20 protein-coding genes are annotated in these 18,672 nt (G+C 72.0%); 3 read left to right on the top strand and 17 right to left on the bottom strand.

The window, feature by feature from the left end; translation table 11 throughout:
* Positions 1–52: 52 nt before the first annotated feature.
* From ABZ848_RS38430 to ABZ848_RS38350, 17 genes are all read right to left on the bottom strand, one after another.
* Entirely contained in the window at positions 53–1,105 is a 1,053-nt protein-coding gene (locus ABZ848_RS38430) for an MBL fold metallo-hydrolase (RefSeq protein WP_360839528.1), read from the bottom strand.
* On the bottom strand, positions 1,102–2,658 hold the full coding sequence (locus tag ABZ848_RS38425; RefSeq protein ID WP_360839526.1) for a class I adenylate-forming enzyme family protein: 1,557 nt from the start codon (positions 2,656–2,658) through the stop codon (positions 1,102–1,104). Before ABZ848_RS38425 ends, ABZ848_RS38430 begins: the two co-directional genes overlap by 4 nt.
* Positions 2,659–2,706: 48 nt before the next feature.
* A complete protein-coding gene (locus ABZ848_RS38420; RefSeq protein WP_360839664.1) occupies positions 2,707–3,027 on the bottom strand; it encodes an EthD family reductase in 321 nt (106 codons plus the stop codon).
* Positions 3,028–3,093: 66 nt separating this feature from the next.
* Entirely contained in the window at positions 3,094–3,474 is a 381-nt protein-coding gene (locus ABZ848_RS38415; protein WP_360839524.1) for a nuclear transport factor 2 family protein, read from the bottom strand.
* The gene (locus ABZ848_RS38410) at positions 3,471–3,821 is read right to left on the bottom strand and encodes a nuclear transport factor 2 family protein (protein WP_360839522.1); all 351 of its coding nucleotides are present in this window, start codon (positions 3,819–3,821) and stop codon (positions 3,471–3,473) included. The genes ABZ848_RS38415 and ABZ848_RS38410 overlap by 4 nt, the downstream gene beginning before the upstream one ends.
* Positions 3,822–3,956: 135 nt before the next feature.
* Positions 3,957–4,583 (bottom strand): TetR/AcrR family transcriptional regulator, encoded by a 627-nt coding sequence (locus ABZ848_RS38405; RefSeq protein ID WP_360839520.1) that lies wholly within the window; start codon positions 4,581–4,583, stop codon positions 3,957–3,959.
* A gap of 101 nt (positions 4,584–4,684) precedes the next feature.
* Positions 4,685–5,623: an enoyl-CoA hydratase-related protein gene (locus ABZ848_RS38400; protein ID WP_360839518.1), complete on the bottom strand. Its 939-nt coding sequence runs from the start codon at positions 5,621–5,623 to the stop codon at positions 4,685–4,687.
* Positions 5,620–6,402, bottom strand: a complete 783-nt coding sequence (locus tag ABZ848_RS38395) for an SDR family oxidoreductase (RefSeq protein WP_360839516.1) — start codon at positions 6,400–6,402, stop codon at positions 5,620–5,622. Before ABZ848_RS38395 ends, ABZ848_RS38400 begins: the two co-directional genes overlap by 4 nt.
* Positions 6,399–7,175 (bottom strand): SDR family oxidoreductase, encoded by a 777-nt coding sequence (locus ABZ848_RS38390; protein WP_360839515.1) that lies wholly within the window; start codon positions 7,173–7,175, stop codon positions 6,399–6,401. The genes ABZ848_RS38395 and ABZ848_RS38390 overlap by 4 nt, the downstream gene beginning before the upstream one ends.
* Positions 7,172–8,386, bottom strand: coding sequence for an acyl-CoA dehydrogenase family protein (locus tag ABZ848_RS38385; RefSeq protein ID WP_360839513.1), 1,215 nt, complete (start codon positions 8,384–8,386; stop codon positions 7,172–7,174). Before ABZ848_RS38385 ends, ABZ848_RS38390 begins: the two co-directional genes overlap by 4 nt.
* 12 nt (positions 8,387–8,398) lie before the next feature.
* Entirely contained in the window at positions 8,399–9,364 is a 966-nt protein-coding gene (locus tag ABZ848_RS38380; RefSeq protein WP_360839512.1) for a phosphotransferase family protein, read from the bottom strand.
* The gene (locus ABZ848_RS38375; protein ID WP_360839511.1) at positions 9,361–10,572 is read right to left on the bottom strand and encodes an acyl-CoA dehydrogenase family protein; all 1,212 of its coding nucleotides are present in this window, start codon (positions 10,570–10,572) and stop codon (positions 9,361–9,363) included. The genes ABZ848_RS38380 and ABZ848_RS38375 overlap by 4 nt, the downstream gene beginning before the upstream one ends.
* A 10-nt stretch (positions 10,573–10,582) precedes the next feature.
* Positions 10,583–11,731 (bottom strand): thiolase family protein, encoded by a 1,149-nt coding sequence (locus ABZ848_RS38370; protein ID WP_360839510.1) that lies wholly within the window; start codon positions 11,729–11,731, stop codon positions 10,583–10,585.
* A complete protein-coding gene (locus ABZ848_RS38365; protein WP_360839508.1) occupies positions 11,728–12,099 on the bottom strand; it encodes an OB-fold domain-containing protein in 372 nt (123 codons plus the stop codon). The genes ABZ848_RS38370 and ABZ848_RS38365 overlap by 4 nt, the downstream gene beginning before the upstream one ends.
* Positions 12,084–12,872 carry an enoyl-CoA hydratase/isomerase family protein gene (locus tag ABZ848_RS38360; RefSeq protein WP_360839506.1) on the bottom strand — a complete coding sequence of 263 codons (789 nt, stop codon included), beginning with the start codon at positions 12,870–12,872 and terminating at the stop codon, positions 12,084–12,086. The genes ABZ848_RS38365 and ABZ848_RS38360 overlap by 16 nt, the downstream gene beginning before the upstream one ends.
* A gap of 132 nt (positions 12,873–13,004) precedes the next feature.
* Positions 13,005–14,138, bottom strand: coding sequence for an acyl-CoA dehydrogenase family protein (locus ABZ848_RS38355; protein WP_360839505.1), 1,134 nt, complete (start codon positions 14,136–14,138; stop codon positions 13,005–13,007).
* Positions 14,139–14,180: 42 nt separating this feature from the next.
* Positions 14,181–14,975, bottom strand: coding sequence for an SDR family NAD(P)-dependent oxidoreductase (locus tag ABZ848_RS38350; RefSeq protein WP_360839504.1), 795 nt, complete (start codon positions 14,973–14,975; stop codon positions 14,181–14,183).
* A 61-nt stretch (positions 14,976–15,036) separates the two neighbouring features.
* On the opposite strand from ABZ848_RS38350, the gene ABZ848_RS38345 reads away from it, so the two are divergent.
* The 3 genes from ABZ848_RS38345 (at position 15,037) to ABZ848_RS38335 (ending at position 18,666) form a co-directional block, all read left to right on the top strand.
* Positions 15,037–16,110, top strand: a complete 1,074-nt coding sequence (locus ABZ848_RS38345) for an alcohol dehydrogenase catalytic domain-containing protein (protein ID WP_360839502.1) — start codon at positions 15,037–15,039, stop codon at positions 16,108–16,110.
* Between the two features lie 140 nt (positions 16,111–16,250).
* Positions 16,251–17,609, top strand: coding sequence for an FAD-dependent oxidoreductase (locus ABZ848_RS38340; protein WP_360839500.1), 1,359 nt, complete (start codon positions 16,251–16,253; stop codon positions 17,607–17,609).
* A 187-nt stretch (positions 17,610–17,796) separates the two neighbouring features.
* Positions 17,797–18,666, top strand: a complete 870-nt coding sequence (locus ABZ848_RS38335; RefSeq protein ID WP_360839499.1) for a branched-chain amino acid ABC transporter permease — start codon at positions 17,797–17,799, stop codon at positions 18,664–18,666.
* The last annotated feature ends 6 nt before the right edge of the window (positions 18,667–18,672 follow it).

Genomic DNA, 18,672 nt, shown 5'->3' with positions numbered 1-18,672 from the left:
CCCCGGCCCCTCACCTCAAGCTGCCGTCGTCGCGTACAGCCCGCCGACCGCCTCAAACACCCGTAGCCGCATACGAGTTGACTCCGTCGGCCTCACTGCGCCGGACCCGGCCGCGGGCCGCCAGCACGTCCAGGTGGGCCGCCGTCTCGTTCACGGCGAGCATCTGGTCGAAGGCGCCCAGCTCCGCGAAGGACACCCGGCGCCGGGTCCAGCCCAGCTCCCCCGCCACCTCGTACGCGGTGCGGGTACGCTCGCCGAGCGCTGCCAACGTCTCGGCCAGGCGGTCGTCGTGGTGGGCCAACAGCTCTCCGACCCGGGCGTGCACGCTGTCGCCGACCGGGCCGTGGGCGGGCAGCAGCCGGGCGTCGGCGAGTGTGGTCATCAGGTTCAGGGAGTCGAGGTAGTCGCCCAACGGCAGTGCGGGGCCGCCCAGTTCGAAGCCGATGGACGGGGTGATGTGCGGCAGGACGTGGTCGCCGGAGAACAGCAGGCCACGCGCCTGGTCGAGGTAGACGACGTGGCCCCGGGTGTGGCCGGGGGTGGGGATGACCGTCAGTCGCGTGTCCCCGAAGTGGAGTTCCTCCGCGCCCAGCCAGCGGTCCGGCGCTTCCCACACGGTGGCGTCGAAGCCGTCGTCGTACATCGACGCGACCCGATCGGCGAGGTCTTGCGCACCGGCCCGGCGCAACGTGGAGAGCGAGCTGACCGGTTCGTCCGTGCGCAGCTCCCCCAGCAGCTCCAGGCCCCGCCGCTCGCCGGCGCCGAGGTAGACCTGTGAGCCGAGCAGTCTGCGCAGTTCGACGGCCTGGGTGTAGTGGTCGCGGTGGATGTGCGTCACGAGGACGTGGCTGATCTCGCCGATGTCATGGCCGAGTTCGGCCAGCGCGTCCTCAAGTGCCTTGCGCGACTCGGGGATCGACCAGCCGCCGTCGATCAGGACCAGTCCCTCGGTGAGCCCTTCGAGGGCGTAGACATTGACGGCCCGTAGCCCGTCGTCCGGCAGCGGGAGCGGAATGCGGTGGACACCGGGGCGTACGGTCTCGGGTCCGGCCTGCACCCAACGGCCGCGGTCGAAGCGGGGGGTTCGGGTCGTGGGGGTGGTCATGCATCTCCTTGGCGGTGCTGTTCGGGGTGTGCGGCAAGTCGCGCGTGCAGGTCGTGGGCGAGCCTGCGGGCTCCCGACCGGTCGAGCTTGCCGACGGTCGTCTGCGGCAACTCGCCGACGGTGAAGGCGAATTCGGGCCACTTGGCCTTGGACAGGCCGGTCCGGGCGAGGTGGGCGGTGATCTCTTCGAGGCTGAGCTCCGGGCTGCCGTCCTCGACCACGACGAGCACGGCGGCGCGCTCGCCGAGGAGCGGGTCGGGTACGGGGGTCACGCAGACGCGAGCCACGGTGGGGTGGGACGCGACGGCTCGCTCGATCTCGGTGATGTCGAGGTTGCGGCCGCCGCGGATGATGACGTCCTTCTCCCGGCCCATGATGGTGACCGTGCCGTCCTCGCCGGTCACCAGCAGGTCGCCGGTCGGGAAGAAGCCGTCCGGGGTGAGCGCCGGCGGCTCGACCTTGCCGTCACGGGCGTAACCGAGGAAGAGGGACGGGCCGCGGACCTGGGCCTGCCCGGTCGCCCCGGGGCCAAGGACGCCGCCGTCGGCGGCGACGGCCCTCAGGTCGGTGCCGGGGAAGGGCCTCCCGTCCCGGCCGAGGCGGATCTCCTCGGGGTCGTCAGGACTGGGCGAGGTGTGGCCGAGGCACTCGGACATGCCGAAGACGCGGAGGATTCTCGTGCCCAGGGAGCGTTCGGCGCGCGCGAGGGCACCGCGGTCCATCGGGCCGCCGCCGACGGTGATCGAGCGGACCCCGTCGAGGATCTTCGAGCCGGCCGCCGCCGACCCCATCTGGAGGGCCATGGTCGGCACGCACATCGTCCACCGCACGTTGTTCGCGGCCATGCGGGCCAGCGCCTCCTCGCGGTCCCAACGGCCGGACAGGACCAGCGGCCCGCCCAGCATGAGCGCGAGGCAGACGCCGAAGCAGTAGGCGGCGGTCGAGGAGAGCGGGACGACGGCGGCCACCGCGTCCCCCGCGTGCAGGCCGTTGACGTCGATCGTGCAGGAGCACGCGTATCGCAGGGCGCTCTCGGACTGTACGACGCCCTTGGGCCGGCCGGTGGAGCCGGACGTGAGGCCGATGACGCTGCCGCCGGACCAGCGGGAGGCATCGCGGGGACCGCGTCCGGCGAGGACCGTCCAGCCGTCGAGGGCCTCGGCCGACCGCGTGTCCGGGAGGGCCTGGTCGGCCCCCCACTCCTCGATCGCGGACGGCTCGGCGATCAGGACGTCCGGCCGGATGTCCTCGACGGCGGCGGCGAACTCGGCCCGGGTGGTGTGCCGGTTGACCAGCGCCAGGACACCGCCCGTCCGGCCGACGGCGAGAGTCGCCGCGACCGTGCGCCACGAGTTGTCGGCCTGGAGGAGGACGGTGCCGACCTGCGTGCCCTCAAGGGAGTCACGAGGCGTGCCGTCCGGGCTCATCGCGTCCGCCAACTCGGTTGCGCGCCGCAGCAGTTCGCGCGCGCCATGGCGCCCGTGATCGTCGACGACGGCCGTGAAGTCGCCGCGTTCTGAACGCTCGTAGAACTCCCGCACTGTCTGTCGCATCCACTTCCTCGCCTCGTTGCGAAGGGCCCATGTCGGGAAGGGGCGGACTCAGCCGCCGTACATCTCCATCTCGCCGCCCATGACGGCGATCCGGCGTCCGCGCATGTCGCCGACCTGGGCGACGGCCGCCGCCCACTCGGGGCTCTGCAGGGCCTTGCGCAGGTCCTCGGCGGTGTCGAAGCTCAGGACCGACACGCCGTCCCAGCCCTCGGAGCGCGGTTCGAGGGCCGCGTCGATGTCGGTGTGGCGCCAGGACCTCAGTCCGGGCAGGTGCCGGGTGAGCTCGGCGTGCTCGCCGCGCCACCAGGCGATGAACCGTTCGTGCGTCCACTCGGGCGGCCGGGCGGCCAGCAGGACGAGGTTGTACATCGTGCCCTCCTCAGGCATCGCGCCTTCCCTCGGCATCGCACCTTCCTCAGGCATTACGCCGCCTCCTCACGTGAACAGGACCGCGGGCGAGCGCCCGATCAGCAGCCGCCGTACCCGGCCCTCGTCGTCCAGCCGGGCCGAGGCCACGAAGGTCGCCTCGGGTGTGCCGGACCGGCGTACCTCGCCGAGGTACAGCTCGTCGCGGCCGACGGCGGACGCGGTGAGCAGGTGGTGGGTGCGGGTGCCGACCTCGCGCTGGGCGAGGTAGCCCTCCATCTCGGCCCGCCCGCCGTGGAAGTCGGTGCCGGCGTCGCCGCCGGTGGAGAACAGGATCGAGAAGGAGAAGTCGTCGCTGATCAGGTCGAGGATGCGGTCGGCGTCGTCGCTGTCCAGGATCCCGAACCAGGTCGTCAGGAACGGCGCGGCCGACGTGGCCGGGGCGCTCACGGCCGGTCCACGAGGTCGAAGTCGGGCGTGAAGAAGGACTGGTAGCTCGCCATCAGCCCGCCGGGCGACACCTGTACGGCGGACAGGAACGCGCCGGTCGTCACTCCCCCGTCGACGACGAAGCCGTACGCCGTCTCGACGTCCCCGTCGACCGCGTACCGCACGATCTCGTGCCTGCGGTCCACCGCGTTGCGCCCGGCGATGTAGCCGGCGAAGTCCTCGCGGGACGCTCCCGCGCGCTGTCCGCTCGGGAGGGAGATGAGGAACCGGAAGCCGGGTTCCAGGAGTTCGAGGGCCTTTTCCGGGTCCTGGCCGTCCATCCTGGCCATGTATTCGCGAAGCACCATTGCCTATCGCTCTCCCTCAGCGCCATGAGCCGACAAACGTCGAAGCCTTTAAACAACCTGAGTTCAGTTCAGTTTGACTGTAAGGCCGCTGCCCCGCCGCCGACAAGGGGCAGGACGTGACCTTGCGGAGTGGGGCTATTCCGCGACCATCCGCACCACGCATCCCTCGATCATCTCGCTGATCTCGGACAGCGGGATCGCGCCGGTGGGGCGGTACCACCGCCAGACGCTGACGATCATGCCGAGGACGGCGAGACCGAGGGTGTGCGCGTCACGGACCGGGAAGGCGCCCTTCGACATGCCGCGCATCAGCAGGCTCGTCCAGTCCCGTTCGACCATCTGGACCAGCTGGCGGGCCGCGACCCGCTCGGTCTCCTCGCGCTTGGACTTGCGCGGGGTGGCGAGCAGGGACATGTTGGCCTGCAGGATGCGCATCTGGCGGATCTCCTGCTCGGTCACCGCGAACGCGGTGCGGACGGCGGCGCGCAGTTCCTCGACCGGGTCCGCCTCCTCCCCCGTGGCCTCGACGAACTGGTCGTGGGAGCGCTGCAGTTCCAGGCGCATGATGGTGAGCAGGCAGTGGGCCTTGGACTCGAAGTAGTGGTACAGGGCCGTCTGCCCGATGCCGACCCGGTCCGCGACCTCCGACCACTTGGTGTTCTCGTAGCCGTCCTCCCCGAACCGCTCCACGGCGGCCACGAGGATCGCGCCGCGCTTCGACCTGGGCCCCTCCTCCGGATCCACGATCCGCGCCCTCGCCATCGTCTCTCCCTCTCCTCCGTGGACGGTACCGATCACCGTTCGGTCGTCCGAGAGTAGACCCAAGTTCAAGTCGGGTACGAATCGAGGATCGGGCGGGCCCATCAGGCACCGTCCCGAGGGGCGGGGCCGGGCCGCACCGGGCGCGGCGGCACGGAGCCCGGTGGTTCGGGGCGTGGCGGTTCGAGGTGCGGCGACTCGGGCGATGCCGACCCAGGCGGTCCGGTCTTGAGCGGTACGCTCGCGCGCCGCGTGAAATCGGCCCGGCGCCCGGCGAGAAACGCCGCCACGCCTTCCCGGCCCTCCCCCGACACCGCCGCGGCGCCCAGTTCGCGCGCCTCCGCGTCGAGGTGTTCGTCGAGCCCGGTCGCGAGTGCCTGCCGAACCAGCCGCCGTGTCGCCCCGTACGCCGCCGTGGCACCGCGCGCCAGCGCGCCCGCCGTCCGCACGGCTTCCGCCATCAGCCGCTCCGGCTCGACGACCCGGCTCACCAGACCCATCTGCAGCGCCTCGGCGGCCGTAACGCGACGATTGGTCAGCAGCAGGTCCGCGGCCCGTTGCGGGCCGACAAGCCGGGGCAGCGACCAGCTGAGCCCGGCGTCCGGCGTGTACCCGATCGCGGTGTACGCGGCCGTGAAGCCGGCGTCGGCCGCCGCGACACCGACGTCCGCCGCCGCCACGAGCCCCACTCCGGCCCCGGCGACGGCCCCCTGGACGGCGACCACCAGCGGAGCGTCCAGCCCGGCGAGGATCCGCAGCGCGCCGTGGAGCGCGTCGGTCACGTCCGTGAGGTGTCCCGTCAGGCGCTCCTCGGGCAGCACCGCGAACTCCTTCAGGTCACCGCCGACGCAGAAGGACCGCCCCCGCCCGGTGAGCAGCACCGCCCGCGCCCCCGCCTTCTCGCACTCCCGCGCGGCCTCCAGCAGTGCCCGGGCCATCGCCAGGTCGATCGCGTTGCCCGACCCCCGGCACATCTCGACCCGCGCCAGCCCGTCGCCGTCGACCTCGACGGAGACCCTCGTCGCAACGTCGTCGACCTTCATCGCGCCGTCCACCCGCCGTCCACGGTCAGGACATGCCCGGTGCAGTACGAGGACGCGTCCGACGCCAGATAGAGCAGGGCACCGTCCAGTTCGCCCGGCTCACCGCCGCGCCCCAGCATGGCTCCGCGCTCGACCCACCGCCGGGACCGCTCGTCGGCGAACAGTTCCTCCGTCATCTCCGAGCGGAACCAGCCGGGCGCCAGCGCATTGACCCGTACTCCCGACCCGCCCCACTGCCCCGCCAGCTCGCGGGTCAGCCCGACGAGTCCGGCCTTGGACGCGGCGTAGGCCGCCCCGCCCATCGGGGCACCGGAGACCAGACCCAGGACGGACGAGACGTTCACGACCGATCGCGTACGACCCCCACCGTGCCCCGGTGCCTCGGCGAGCAGCCGTGCCAGGTGGAAGGGCCCCACGAGGTTCACGGCCAGGACCTCCGCGAAGTCCTCGGCGCTCTCCTGCTCGGCGCGTACGGCGCCGGGCGCACCCGCGTTGTTGACGAGGACGTCGATGCGGCCGCTCTCGTCGAGCGCCGTCTCCATCAGCCGCACGCGGTCGGCCTCCCGCGAGACGTCGCAGACCACCGGGTGGATGCGCGGATCCTCATCGGCGAGTTCCTTCAGCCTCTCCAGCCGGCGGGCGGCGGCGAAGACGGTGGCGCCGGCCGACGCGAGCACGGTGGCGAACCGGGCCCCGAGCCCGGACGAGGCCCCGGTGACCACCGCGGTCCGTCCACGCAGCGAGAACAGCTCCGCCACGGGAGCCGGAGCGGGGGTCACGCGTCCACCCCGATCGGCAGCACGGTCGCCCCGCCGTCCAGGACCAGCGTCTGCCCCGTCATCCAGGACGACGCCTCGGACGCCAGGAAGAGTGCCGCATGGGCCACGTCCTCCACCGTCCCGAGTCGGCGCAACGGCAGCTTCTCCGTCAGGATCGGCTCCCTCGGCTCCCAGACCGCCCGCGCCAACTCCGTCTTGATCAGCCCCGGCGCGATCGCGTTCACCCGCGCCTTCGGCCCGAGTTCGTACGCCAGTTGCCGGGTCATGTGCAGCATGGCCGCCTTGGTGGCGTTGTACCAGCCGATGTGCGGGTCGACGATCAGCCCGCCGACGGAAGCGATGTTGACGACCGCTCCCCCGTGCTCGCGCATCCACGCCCGCCACGCGCACCGGGTCCAGGCGACCATGCCGTACTGGTTGACCCGTACGGTCTTCTCCGCGCGCGGCAGGTCGAGGTCGAGGAGATCGCCCATGTAGGGGTTGGTGGCCGCGTTGTTGACCAGCACGTCGAGTCGGCCGAAGCGGGCCACGGTCTCCTCGACACAGCGCTCGGCGTCCTCCGGTTCGCCGGCGTTGGCGACGACCTCGTGGACCTCGCCGTCCCCCTTGACCCGCAGCAGCTCCTCGCGTGCCGCGGCCAGGCCGTCCGGCTTCCGGGCGGCGATCACCACATGGGCGCCCGCCTCCCGGTAGGCCCGGGCGATGCCGAGGCCGATGCCCCGCGAGCCGCCGGTGATCAGGGCGACCCGTCCCTCCAGTTCCTGCCCGTTCACGCCGACTCCTCCGGATACTTGGCCAGTTCACGCCGGGCGACCGTCCGCAGATGCACCTCGTCCGGTCCGTCCGCGATCCGCAGGGCCCGCGTGATGGCGTACAGCCGGGCCAGTACGGTGTCGTCGCTGACCCCGGCAGCGCCGTGCGCCTGGACGGCCCGGTCGACCACCCGGTGCGCGACCTCCAGCGCGGCCACCTTGATCGCGGCGACCTCGGTACGGGCGGCCGCGTTGCCCGAGGTGTCCATCAGCCAGGCCGACTTGAGGACCAGTAGCCGCAGCTGCTCGATCTCGATGCGGCTGCGGGCGATCCACTCGCGTACGACACCTCGTTCGGCGAGGGGGCCGCCGAAGGCGGTGCGGGTCAGGGTGCGGCGGCACATCAACTCCAGTGCACGCTCGGCGAATCCGACGGCGCGCATGGCGTAGTGCATACGGCCCGGTCCCAACCGCCCCTGCGCCAGGGCGAATCCCTCGCCCTCTCCGCCCAGCAGGGCGGACGCCGGTACCCGTACGTCCTCGAAGAGCACGTCGCCGTGGCCGCAGCGGTCGGTGTAGCCGAACATCGGCAGGTCGCGCAGCACGGTGATGCCGGGGGTGTCGCGCGGGACGAGCAGCATGCTCTGTTGCCGGTACGTCGGTGCGTCCGGGTCGGTGACGCCCATGAGGATGATCAGCCGGCAGTCCGGGTCGAGGATCCCGGACGTGTACCACTTGTGCCCGTTGACCACGTACCCGTCGCCGTCACGGGTGATCCGGGTACGGATGTTGCGCGCGTCGGAGCTCGCCACCTCGGGTTCGGTCATGGCGAAGCAGGACCGGATCTCGGCGTCCAGCAGCGGCCGCAGCCAGCGGTCCTGCTGCTCGGGTGTGCCGAAGAGGGCGAGCAGCTCCATGTTGCCGGTGTCGGGGGCGGAGCAGTTGAACACCTCGGGGCCGATGATCGACCGGCCTGCCAGCTCGGCGAGCGGCGCGTATTCGAGGTTGGTGAGGCCGGCGCCCCAGTCGCCGTGCGCGAGGAAGAGGTTCCACAGGCCCTCGGCGCGTGCCTTCTCCTTCAACTCGTACATCACCGGCGGCAGTTGATGAGGGTCGTCCGCCTCGGCGAGCTGCCGGTCGTAGACGGGCTCGGCGGGCAGGACGTACTCCTCCATGAACGCGGCCATGCGCGAACGGAGTTCGTCGGCCCTCGGGGAGAGTCCGAAATCCATGATGGCGCTCCTTCAGGACCATCGGGCGAGGATGTCGCCGGCCGCGCGGATCATCGCCGCGATGGTCGGGGGCAGCCGCTCCTGGTCGGGGTCGTGGTGCTTGCCCTCGCGGTGCCGGCGCAGGTTGTGGCCCATGATCGCGGCCATCTTGGTGCGGGCCAGGGCACGGAACCAGTCGAAGGCGGGGGGTTCGGGCCGGCCGTCGAGATAGGCCTTGAGCAGTTCTTCCTCACCGGGCAGGCCGGGGACGGCACGGCCCACCCGGGGGAAGTTCCGGTGGTCGGCGAAGAGCAGGAACCAGGCGAGGTCGATGCGTGGGTCGCCGTATCCCCAGATCTCCCAGTCGACGACGGCGGTCGGCCGCTCGCCCCGGCACAGGACGTTGCCGAGGCGGAAGTCGCCGTGGATGAGAGTCGGCGGGATGCTGTCGGGGATGCGGGCGGCCAGGGCTTCCAGGACGTCCTCGGCTCCGGGGCGGAGTTCGGACGGCACCGCGCGCATGGTGCGGCTCCATCGCTCCAACTCCCCTGCGGGGTCGAGCGGTTCGGCGGTCTCGGTCTTAGTCCAGCCGTGCAGGTCCCGTAGTACGGCGGGCAGGGCCAGCATCCGGCTGCGGCACAGCTCGGGATCCAGTTGGTGCTCGTCGAGGACCGGCTCGATCGCCTCGCCGTCCACGAACTCCATGGCGAACCAGGCCGGTTCGGTCTCGTCGACCGCGATGACGCCCGGCACGGGCACCGGTGAGTCGGCGAGTGCGTGCAGGATGCGGGCCTGGCGCAGGACGTCGTTGCGGCCGACGGGGCGTTGGCCGGGTGGTACCGCTTTGACGACGTACGAGACCGGTCCCGCCGTGATGGAGTAGGTGAGCCCGGAGTGCCCGCCGGGCAGGGTGCGCAGCTCGCCGAGCGGTTGGTGCCGGTCGGACAGCCGCTCACGGACCCGTCGCGTGAGTTCGTTCGTCTCGGTCGTGGTGCTCAACGCCCCTCTCCCTTCGGCTCCTTGGGCAGTCCCAGTACGCGCTCGGCCAGGATGTTGCGCTGGATCTCGTCGCTGCCGCCCGCGATGCGGTAGCCGGGGGCGCCGAGGAGGTGCTCGGTCCAGGCGTAGGTGCCCCACTCCCCGGTGTCGGCGGCCAGCCGTGGTCCGAGGAGCTGCTGGACGAGGTCGGTGGTGGCGCGCATGGTGGCGGTCGCGTGGAGCTTTCCGACGGAGGCCTCGGCGCCCGGTTCGCGGCCGGCCGCGAGTGCCGATGTCACGCGCAGTCCGATGAGCCGCTGGACGAGGGTGCGGACGAACAGGTCGGCGGCCTGCTGCTGTTCGCCGCCGGTGAGCCGGCGGGGCAGGTGCCGGGCGAGTTCGAGGGCGCGGTCGGCGTTGTCCAGGCCGAGTCCGCCGGAGTCGAGGCGTTCGGCGGCCAGCACGGTGAGTGTGACCCGCCAGCCTTCACCGACGGGGCCGAGCCGGTCGGTGTCGGGGACGAACACGTCGTCCAGGTAGACCTCGTTGAAGCTGGAGCCGCCGGTCATCTGCCGGATGGGCCGTACGGTGACGCCCGGCGCGTCCATGCGGACCAGGAAGACCGTGATGCCCGCGTGTTTGGGCACGTCCGGGTCGGTGCGGCAGACGGCGACGCCCCAGGTGGCGACCCGGGCGCCGGACGTCCAGACCTTGTGGCCGCTCAGGACCCAGCCGTCGCCGTCCCGTACGGCCCGGGTGCGGACGGCGGCGAGGTCCGAGCCCGCTTCCGTCTCCGAGAACAGCTGGCAGGCGAGTTCGTCGGTGCGCAGCATGGGGCGCAGCCAGCGCCGCCGCTGCTCCTCGGTGCCCCAGATGCGGACGGCGGGGGCGACGAGCTGCTGGGTGACCGGGAAGACCTCGGTGCGCCGCGGCACGTCGAAGGCGGATTCCTCGGAGCGGTACAACTGCTCGTAGTGGGCGGGCAGTTCGCGACCGCCGTACTGCGGCGGCCAGGCGAGCGCGCCCCAGCCCTGGTCGTACCGGGTGCGCTCCCAGTCCCGTGTCCGGTCCGTGTGCTCGCGCTCCTCGGCCTCCGTCCAGTTCTCGAAGACGGCCACCGAGTCGTCGCCGCTGCCCCACTCCTGGCGGGCGGGGCGCGGTGGTGCCGCGCCCTTCAGCCAGCGGCGGGCCTCGGCGCGGAACTCGTCCGGGCCGGGTATGCCGTCCATGGTCCTCCTCTCAGCGGGTCAGCACGGTGCAGGCGCTGACGCCCGGGGCCCCGTACACGTGGGTGAAGCCGGTCGAGGGCTCGTCCGGGACCTGGCGTTCACCGGCCCGGCCGCGCAACTGCTGTACGACTTCGTGGACTTGGCGCAGGCCGGAGGCGCCGATGGGTTCGCCGTTGGCGATGCAGCCGCCGTCGGTGTTGACCGGCAGCGAGCCGTCGATGCGGGTCGCGCCGTACGGGATGAGCGACTCCTGTTCGCCGTGCTCGCAGAATCCGCACTCGGCCAGGTGCATCACCTCGGCGCCGCTCTCGGTGTCCTGCAGTTGGCACACGTCGATGTCGCCCGGCCCCAACCCGGCCTCCTCGAAGGCGGCTTGGGCGGCGTCCGCGCTCACGCTCGTCGGTGTCCCGGGCGGCGCCCAGGGGCTGAACACCTCGAAGGAGCCGAAGCGGCGGGTGCGTACGGTCGCCGCCCGCAGCGTGACCGGGGTTCCGGCCAGTTCGCGGGCCACGGCGCGGTTGCAGAGGATGAGGGCGACGGCGCCTTGGCCGGGCGAGCAGAACATGTAGCGGGTCAGGGGGTCGTTGACCATGCCGGACGCCAGGATCTCGTCCGCGTCGAGCGGCTTGCGGCGCCAGGCGTGCGGGTTGAGCACGCCGTTGGCGTACGCCTTCTCGGCGACCAGTGCGAGGGTGCGGGCGCTGATGCCGTGGTCGTGCATGTACCGCTGGATCTTCATGGCGAAGAACTGGGTGGTGACCATGAGTCCGTCGCGGCCGTAGGCCTCGTCGAGCCCCCAGTCGGCGGGCCGCGGGTCGAAGGCGCCGCGCGGGTGTTTGTCGAAGCCGACGGCGAGGGCCACGTCCGCCGCCCCGGAGCGGATCGCGTTCGTGGCCGCGACCAGCGCGCTGCCGCCGGTGGCGCAGCCGTTGCGCACATTGGTGAACGGCACTCCCGTCAGGCCGAGTTCGGCGACCAGGGTGTCCGCGTTGCCGGCGGCGTCGCTGCCGCCGTAGGCGGCCCGCACCCGGGACCACGGGAGACCGGCGTCGGCGAGAGCGGCCCGCACGGCCTGCACGGCCAGCTGCCGGCCGCTCGCCTCGGTGCGGGCGAAGGAGGTGATCCCGGCGCCGCAGACGAGCACGTCGTCGCCGCTCATACGACACTCCGGTGGCCCCGGGGCACGCCGGTGCCCGCGGTAAGCGTCATCGGCATGCCGATCTCGGCGTCCTCGGGCGGAATGTCGAGGGTGGCCAAGACGCGTACTCCTTCGGGCAGTTCGACGTATCCGACGGTGAACGGGGTGAAGCCGGCGGCGGGTGGGACGTACGGCGGTGACTTGGGTGCGTACCGCTGTACGGTCCAGGTCCACAGCGTGCCCGTGCCGGAGAGCACGACCGGCTCGGCCGGCCCCCCGCAGCGCGGACACGCCGCGCCTGCGGGGTAGGTGGCCACCGCGCAGTCGGCACACCGGGAGCCGTGCAGCCGGCCCCCGGTCTCCGGCTCCGCGGTCAGCGGCCCTTCCACTGCGGCTCCCGCTTCTCCAGGAAGGCCGACACACCCTCCGCCGCGTCCTCGGAGTTGAGCATCACGCCGACCGCGAGGTGCTCCATGACCATCAGCGACTGGATGTCGGCGTCGAGGCTGCGGTCGATGGTCATCTTCGTAATCCACATGGTGAACGGGCTCTTGTCGATGAGCTGGTCGGCGAACTCCTCGACCGTGGCGTCGAGTTTGTCCGCGGGTGCCGAGGCGTTGATGAGGTCGAACTCGGCGGCCTCGACGCCGGTGAGCAGCTTGCCGGTGAGCATCAGCTCCTTCGTCTTGCGTACGCCGATCATGCGCGGCACCCGGTAGATCGGTCCGGCGCCGCCGAACAGCGCACGGCGGATGTGGAAGTCACCGATCTGGGCGTCATCCGCGGCGATCGCGAAGTCGCAGGAGATCATCAACTCGAAACCGCCCGCGGTGACATGGCCTTCGAGTACGGCGATCGACGGGGTCTTCATCGAGTAGAGCCGGTCGCAGACCTTGGCCGACAGCACGGCGACGTCGATCGCGTTGGACCTGCCGACGAAGTCGGCCTTGAGGCTGTCCAGGTCGAACCCGGAGCAGAAGGTGTTGCCGCGGCCGCGCAGGATCAGCACGCGCAGCTCGGGGTCGGCATCGACCTCGCTGATGATCTCGTCCAGCCGATTGAGGATCGGCACGGTCACGCAGTTCTTCTTGTGCGGGCGGTTCAGCCAGACCCGCGCCACGTGACCGTCGCGCTCGAACTGGATCTCGTCCTCGACTGCCATGAGCTCCTCCAAACTGAACTGAATTGAGTTCGATTCTGTGGGCGATAGGTGCCCCTGTCAATGGATCGGGAGCAGCAACCGCTTCGGGGGGTGCGAATCGGGAGCGGCACCGCTCCGGGCGACGGCGAGCGGTCAGCCGGTTCGGCCGGTCAGGCCGAGCAGCCCGGCCAGGCGCCGCCGGTGGTCGTCAGCCGTGCCGAACAGCGCCTCGTCGGCGCGTGCCCGGCGGACGTAGAGGTGAGCCGGGTGCTCCCAGGTGAAGCCGATTCCGCCGTGCAGCTGGACGTATTCGGTCGTCGCCAGCCGGTAGGCGCCGGTGCAGGCCACCGCCGCCGCGCTCGCCGCCACGGGTAGCTCCGGCGCCGCTCCGGCGAGACAGGCGGTCGCGTACGCCGACGCCGACCGCGCTCCCTCGACCTCGACGAGCAGGTCGGCCAATCGGTGTTTGACCGCCTGGAAGGAGCCGATGACACGTCCGAACTGCGTGCGTTGCGAGAGGTAGGCGAGCAGCTCGTCCAGCGCGTGCGCGCTGCCACCCACGTGCTCGGCCGCCAGTGCCACCCGCCCGGCGTCGAGGACGGCGTCGACGACGTCCGCCGCCTGTCCGGGCTCGCCGACCGGTTGGGCGGGCTGCCCCCGGAGTCGTACAAGTGCTTGGCGTCGGGTGGGGTCGAGGACCCGGCGGGCGGTCCGTTCGCAGGTCGTGCCGTCCGGCTCGCAGGCGAACAGCCGCTCCCCGTCCGGTGCCCGCGCCGCGACCAGGAGCAGGCCGGCGTCCTCTCCGTCGGGCACGAAGTCGGCCTCACCGCGAAGTACCCAGCCGTCCGGGCCGCGCTCGGCCGTGACGTGCGCGGGTTGCAGGAACCCGGCGACCGTCGCCGTGAGCGCTCCGCCGGCGATGCCCGGCAGCCAGCGCGCGCAGGCCTGACTGTCGCCGCTGGTCAGCAGTGCGTGTCCGGCGAGTACGACCGTGCTCAGCAGCGGCGCGGGGCACAGTACGCGCCCGGTCTCCTCCAGCGCCACGGCGAGCTCGGCGAAGGTGTACCCGGCACCGCCGTACTCCTCGGGCACGGCGAGCCCGTGGACGCCTATCTCGACGGCGAGTCGATCCCACAGCGCCCGGTCATGTCCGCGGGGGCTCTCGATCTGCCGGCGGACCTCCTCATGCCCGCAGGCCTCGGCGAGGAAGTCCCGCAGAACAGCCCGTAGTTGGCGCTGCTCCTCGGTCTCCCCCAGCGTCGCGGGATCCGCAACGAGCTGGAACATCCATGCCTCCTTCGATTGCACCGCCCATGACCGGACGGGCCCTCACACCGTGAACCGCCCACCGTTCGCCAGCAGTACGGCCCCCACGAGGTTCGCCGCCTCGTCGCTCGCCAGAAACAGGGCGATGTCGGCGATCTCCTCGGGCGTCGCGTACGGACGGACCCGTGGATCGGCGAAGCCCTGCCTCAGCGCCGCGGGCGTCCGTGCGGCCATGCCCGTCTCGGTCGGCCCCGGCGCCACGGTGTTGACGCGGACGCCGAACGCGATGGCCTCCTTGGCGACGGACTGGCTCAGCGCGTGCGCGCCCGCCTTCGAGGCCGCGTAGTGCGGATAGCCGGCCTGGGCGTCGAAGGCCGAGGAGGAGCCGACCGTGACGACGGCTCCCGACCGGCGCGGCGCCATGACCCGCACGGCCGCGCGCAGGACATGGAACGTGCCGTCCAGGTTGACGCGCATGACACGCCGCCAGGCCTCGTCGCCGAGCCGGGCCGTCACGTCCGGCGGCCGGTCCGCGACCAGGGCCTCGGCGATCCACTCCTTGGCCGTGGGGTCGTCGACTCCGGCCGCGTGCACCAGGACATCGAGCCGCCCGCGCTGCCGTACGACTTCGTCGAAGACGTGGTCGACCTGCGCGGCTTCGGCCACATCCAGCGCCAGCGGGTGGGCTCTGCGCAGTTCCTTCGCGACGGTCTCCGCCGCCGGGCCGTCGATGTCCGCGGCGAAGACCTCCGCTCCCTGCGCGGCGAGCCGCCGGGCGACCGCCGCGCCGATGCCGGATCCCGCGCCCGTGACGAGCGCGATCCGCCCGTCGAAGCGTCCCGTGTGCTCGCCGCCCATGCACGGTCACCACCCTACATCCGCTTACTGAACTGACTTCATTTTTGTTACTGTTCCTCGTATGTCAACAGGCAGGACGAGAGCACTCCGACTCACCCGCTGGGGCGGCCCGCCGGCCCTCACCGAGGCGGCACGCCCCGTGCCCGCGGGCGAAGAGGTCCTGATCGAGGTGGAGGCGGCCGGCCTCTGCCGTTCGGACCTCCACGTGATCGACGCACGCGAAGGCGATCTGCCCTACCGGCTTCCCTTCACCCTGGGACACGAGGTCGCGGGCCGGGTGGTGGAGCGTGGCCCGACGGCCACCGGCCCGGCGGTCGGCGAGCGTGTGGTCGTCTACGGCCCCTGGGGCTGCGGCAGGTGTGCGCGCTGCGCGGCCGGGGCGGAGAACTACTGCGACCGGCGTACGGCCCTGGACGCGGACGGCGTCGGTACGGGGGCGGGCCTCGGGCGTGACGGCGGGATGGCCGATCTGATGCTCGTACCGTCCGGGCGGCTGCTCGTCCCGGTGGGCGACCTGGCCGCCGCCCAGGCGGCACCGCTGTCGGACGCCGGGCTCACCGCCTATCACGCCGTCTCGTCGGTCCGGCCGGCTCTGGGTGACGACCCGAGTGCGAGCGTGGTGGTCCTCGGCGTCGGCGGGCTGGGGCACCTGGCCGTCCAGATCCTGCGCGCCACGACGAGCGCGCAGGTGCTGGCCGTGGACGTGCGCGAGGAAGCCCTCGTACTCGCCGACGAGTGCGGTGCACACTTCGCGACGCTCCTGCGGCCCGACACCGCGGCGGTCCTGCGGGGCCGGACGGGCGGGGTCGGGGCGGCGGCCGTGCTCGACTTCGTCGGGAGCGACTCCAGCCTGGAACTGGCGGTGGGGGTGCTGCGGGCGAACGGTGAGCTGGCCGTGGTGGGCAGCGGCGGCGGTGAGCTGAGGGTGCGCAAGCCCGGTGTGCTGCCGCCGGGGACTCGGGTCTCACTGCCCTTCTGGGGGACCCTGCCCGAGCTGGAGGCGGTCGTCACCCTGGCCCGCAAGGGCTCCCTGCGGGTGCGCGTCGCGGAGTTCCCGCTGTCCGGCGCGGCTGAGGCGATCGCGAGGCTCCGCTCCGACGCCGTACGGGGGCGGGCGGTTCTGGTTCCCGACTGAGGCCTTGCCGGTCGGCATCTCAACGAAGCGGCCGAAACTCGTACCGCCCAACCCCGCGTCCACCGACCCCTCGACTCCAGAAGTGAGTTCAATTAGCGTCTTGTTCCATTCGACGACACACGAAGGCGGTGGGACCCGCTATGGGTGCGGAGACAGTGGATCTGCTGGTGATCGGCGGCGGCATGGCCGGTCTCTCGGCCGCCGCCCGGGTGGCGGCCGAGGGCGGCACGGTGGTTCTGGTGGAGAAGGCGGAGCGCACCGGCGGCTCCGCGCGCTTCGCCGGTTTCGTATGGACGACGCCGAGCGTCGAGGAGATGCGCCGGGTCAACCCGGACGGCGACCCGGAGCTGGCCACCGCCCTGGTGGACGGGTTCACCGACGGTGTGGACTGGATCCGGTCGCTCGGCGTGGAGTGCCGGCCGCCGGTGCCGGTGCTGGGCTTCGGCCGGGGCCACCAGGTCGACACGAACCACTACCTCGACACCTGCGAGCGGCTGGTCCGCGACCGGGGCCAGGAAGTGCTGACCGGCACCTGGACCAGCTCCCTCCTGATGGAGAACGGCGTGGTCAGGGGGGCTGAGCTCCTTCTGCCGGACGGGTCCGCGCGCCGGATCGAGGCCAAGTGGACCCTGCTGGCGAGCGGCGGTTTCCAGGGCGATCCGGGTCTGCGCGCCGAGCACGTGCACCCGCAGGCCGCGGACATCGGGCTGCGCGCCAACCCCCACAGCCGGGGCGACGGTCTCCGGCTCGCCAGTACGGCGGGGGCGGCGTTCGGCAAGAAGGACGCGGGCTTCTACGGCCATCTGATGCCGGCCGGGGTCTCCCTCGCCGATCCGGCGCGCTTCGTCGACCTGGCGCTCTACTACAGCGAGCACGCCCTGCTGTTCGACACGACGGGCGAGCGGTTCGTGGACGAGACGGTCGGCGACCATCTGACCACCATGGCGCTGCTCGAACGGCCCCAGGCCCGCGGCCTGTTGGTCGCCGACGCGCGCGTGCACCGCGACTGGATCAGCGCCTCGTACGTGGAGGGCATCCCCGGCGTGGACAAGTTCCAGCTGTGCCATCGCGCCGGTGCGCGTGCCGCGGTCGCGGAGAGCCTGGAGGACTTCGCGTCGATGCCGGAGGAGTGGGGCTATCCCGGCGCCACGATCCGGGACCGCATCGAGGAGTTCAACGCCGCCGTGAGCGGCGACGGGAGCATCGCACCGGCTCGCCTTCTCGACCGACTGCCCCTGGACGAGCCGCCGTTCTATGTCATCGAGGCGGCTCCGGCGATCACGTTCACCTTCGGCGGCCTGCTCATCGACGCGGGGGCGCATGTCCTGTCGGCGGAGTCGTCCGGTCAGGCTCCTGTTCCGGGCCTGCTCGCGGCGGGCGCCGACGCGGGCGGGCTGTACCGGCGCGCCTACGCGGGCGGCCTCGCCCCCGCCCTGGTCTTCGGCCTGGCGGCGGCCCGGACCGCGCTCGGCGAGACGCCGGCGCCCGCCGGGCGCTGACCTCTCCGGCCGCCCGTCGCGGCTCCCGGTGGCGGGCCGTCCGCACAAATCCCGTGCACGAGTCTTGCCCACTCGGCACCCGCGTGCCTAGCTTACTGAATTGAGTTCACTTTAACTCTGTGGTCCGTGAGGTGATCATGCTTCCCGCACGCATGGCGCGAACGCGCCCTTCTCGGAGGGAGCGACTGTGAGTCAGTTCCTGCTTGTCCTGGTCAGTGGAGTGGCCAGCGGAGCCGTGTACGGCCTCATGGGCCTCGGGCTGGTGATCATCTACCGGGCCACGGACGTCGTGAACTTCGCGATGGCCTCGCTGGCGACCCTGGGCCTGTACGTGGCGCTCTCGCTGCACGACCGAGGTGTGGCGACGCTGCTCGGCGTGCTCGCCGCCGTCGTCATCACCGTCACGGCGGGCCTGGTGGTACGGGAGGCGGTGATCCGGCCGCTGGGGCAGGGCCAGTTGTTCTCCGCCCTCGTGGTGACGATGGGCGTGTCCCTGATCGCCGAGAGCGTGGCCGGATCGATCTGGGGCAACCAGCCGAAGTCGTTCCCGAACCTGGTCGACGGGTCGGTGCGCTGGTCCGGTGCCGCGCTGCCGGTCCAGAGCCTGCTGACGATCGCCGTCGCCGCCGTGGCGATGGCCCTGGTCGGCTATCTCTTCACCCGCACCACGCTCGGCTCCGCCATGCGCGCCGCGGCCGAGTCCGCCGACACCGCCCGCGTGGTCGGGCTGAGTTCGCAGCGCCTGGCGAGGATCTCCTGGGCGCTGGGCCTCGGCCTCGCCGCACTCGCCGCCTGTCTGTACGCACCGCGCTCAGGCCTGGTGCCCACCGCGCTGGTCGCACCCCTCTTCCGGGCCTTCGCCGGCATCTTCCTCGGCGGTCTGACCAGCATGTACGGCGCCGTCGTGGGCGGTCTGACGATCGGGGTGCTGGACAACATGGCGGCGAACTACGTCTCCGCCAGCTTCCGGGACACGTTCGTGTTCTCGTTCACCGTGCTGGTCCTGCTGATCCGCCCGCAGGGCATGTTCGGCACCCGCACCTTCCAACGGGTCTGAGGGGTC

Source organism: Streptomyces sp. NPDC047081 (genome assembly GCF_040643775.1).
Taxonomy (GTDB): domain Bacteria; phylum Actinomycetota; class Actinomycetes; order Streptomycetales; family Streptomycetaceae; genus Streptomyces.
This window is presented reverse-complemented; position numbering and strand designations above follow the sequence as displayed.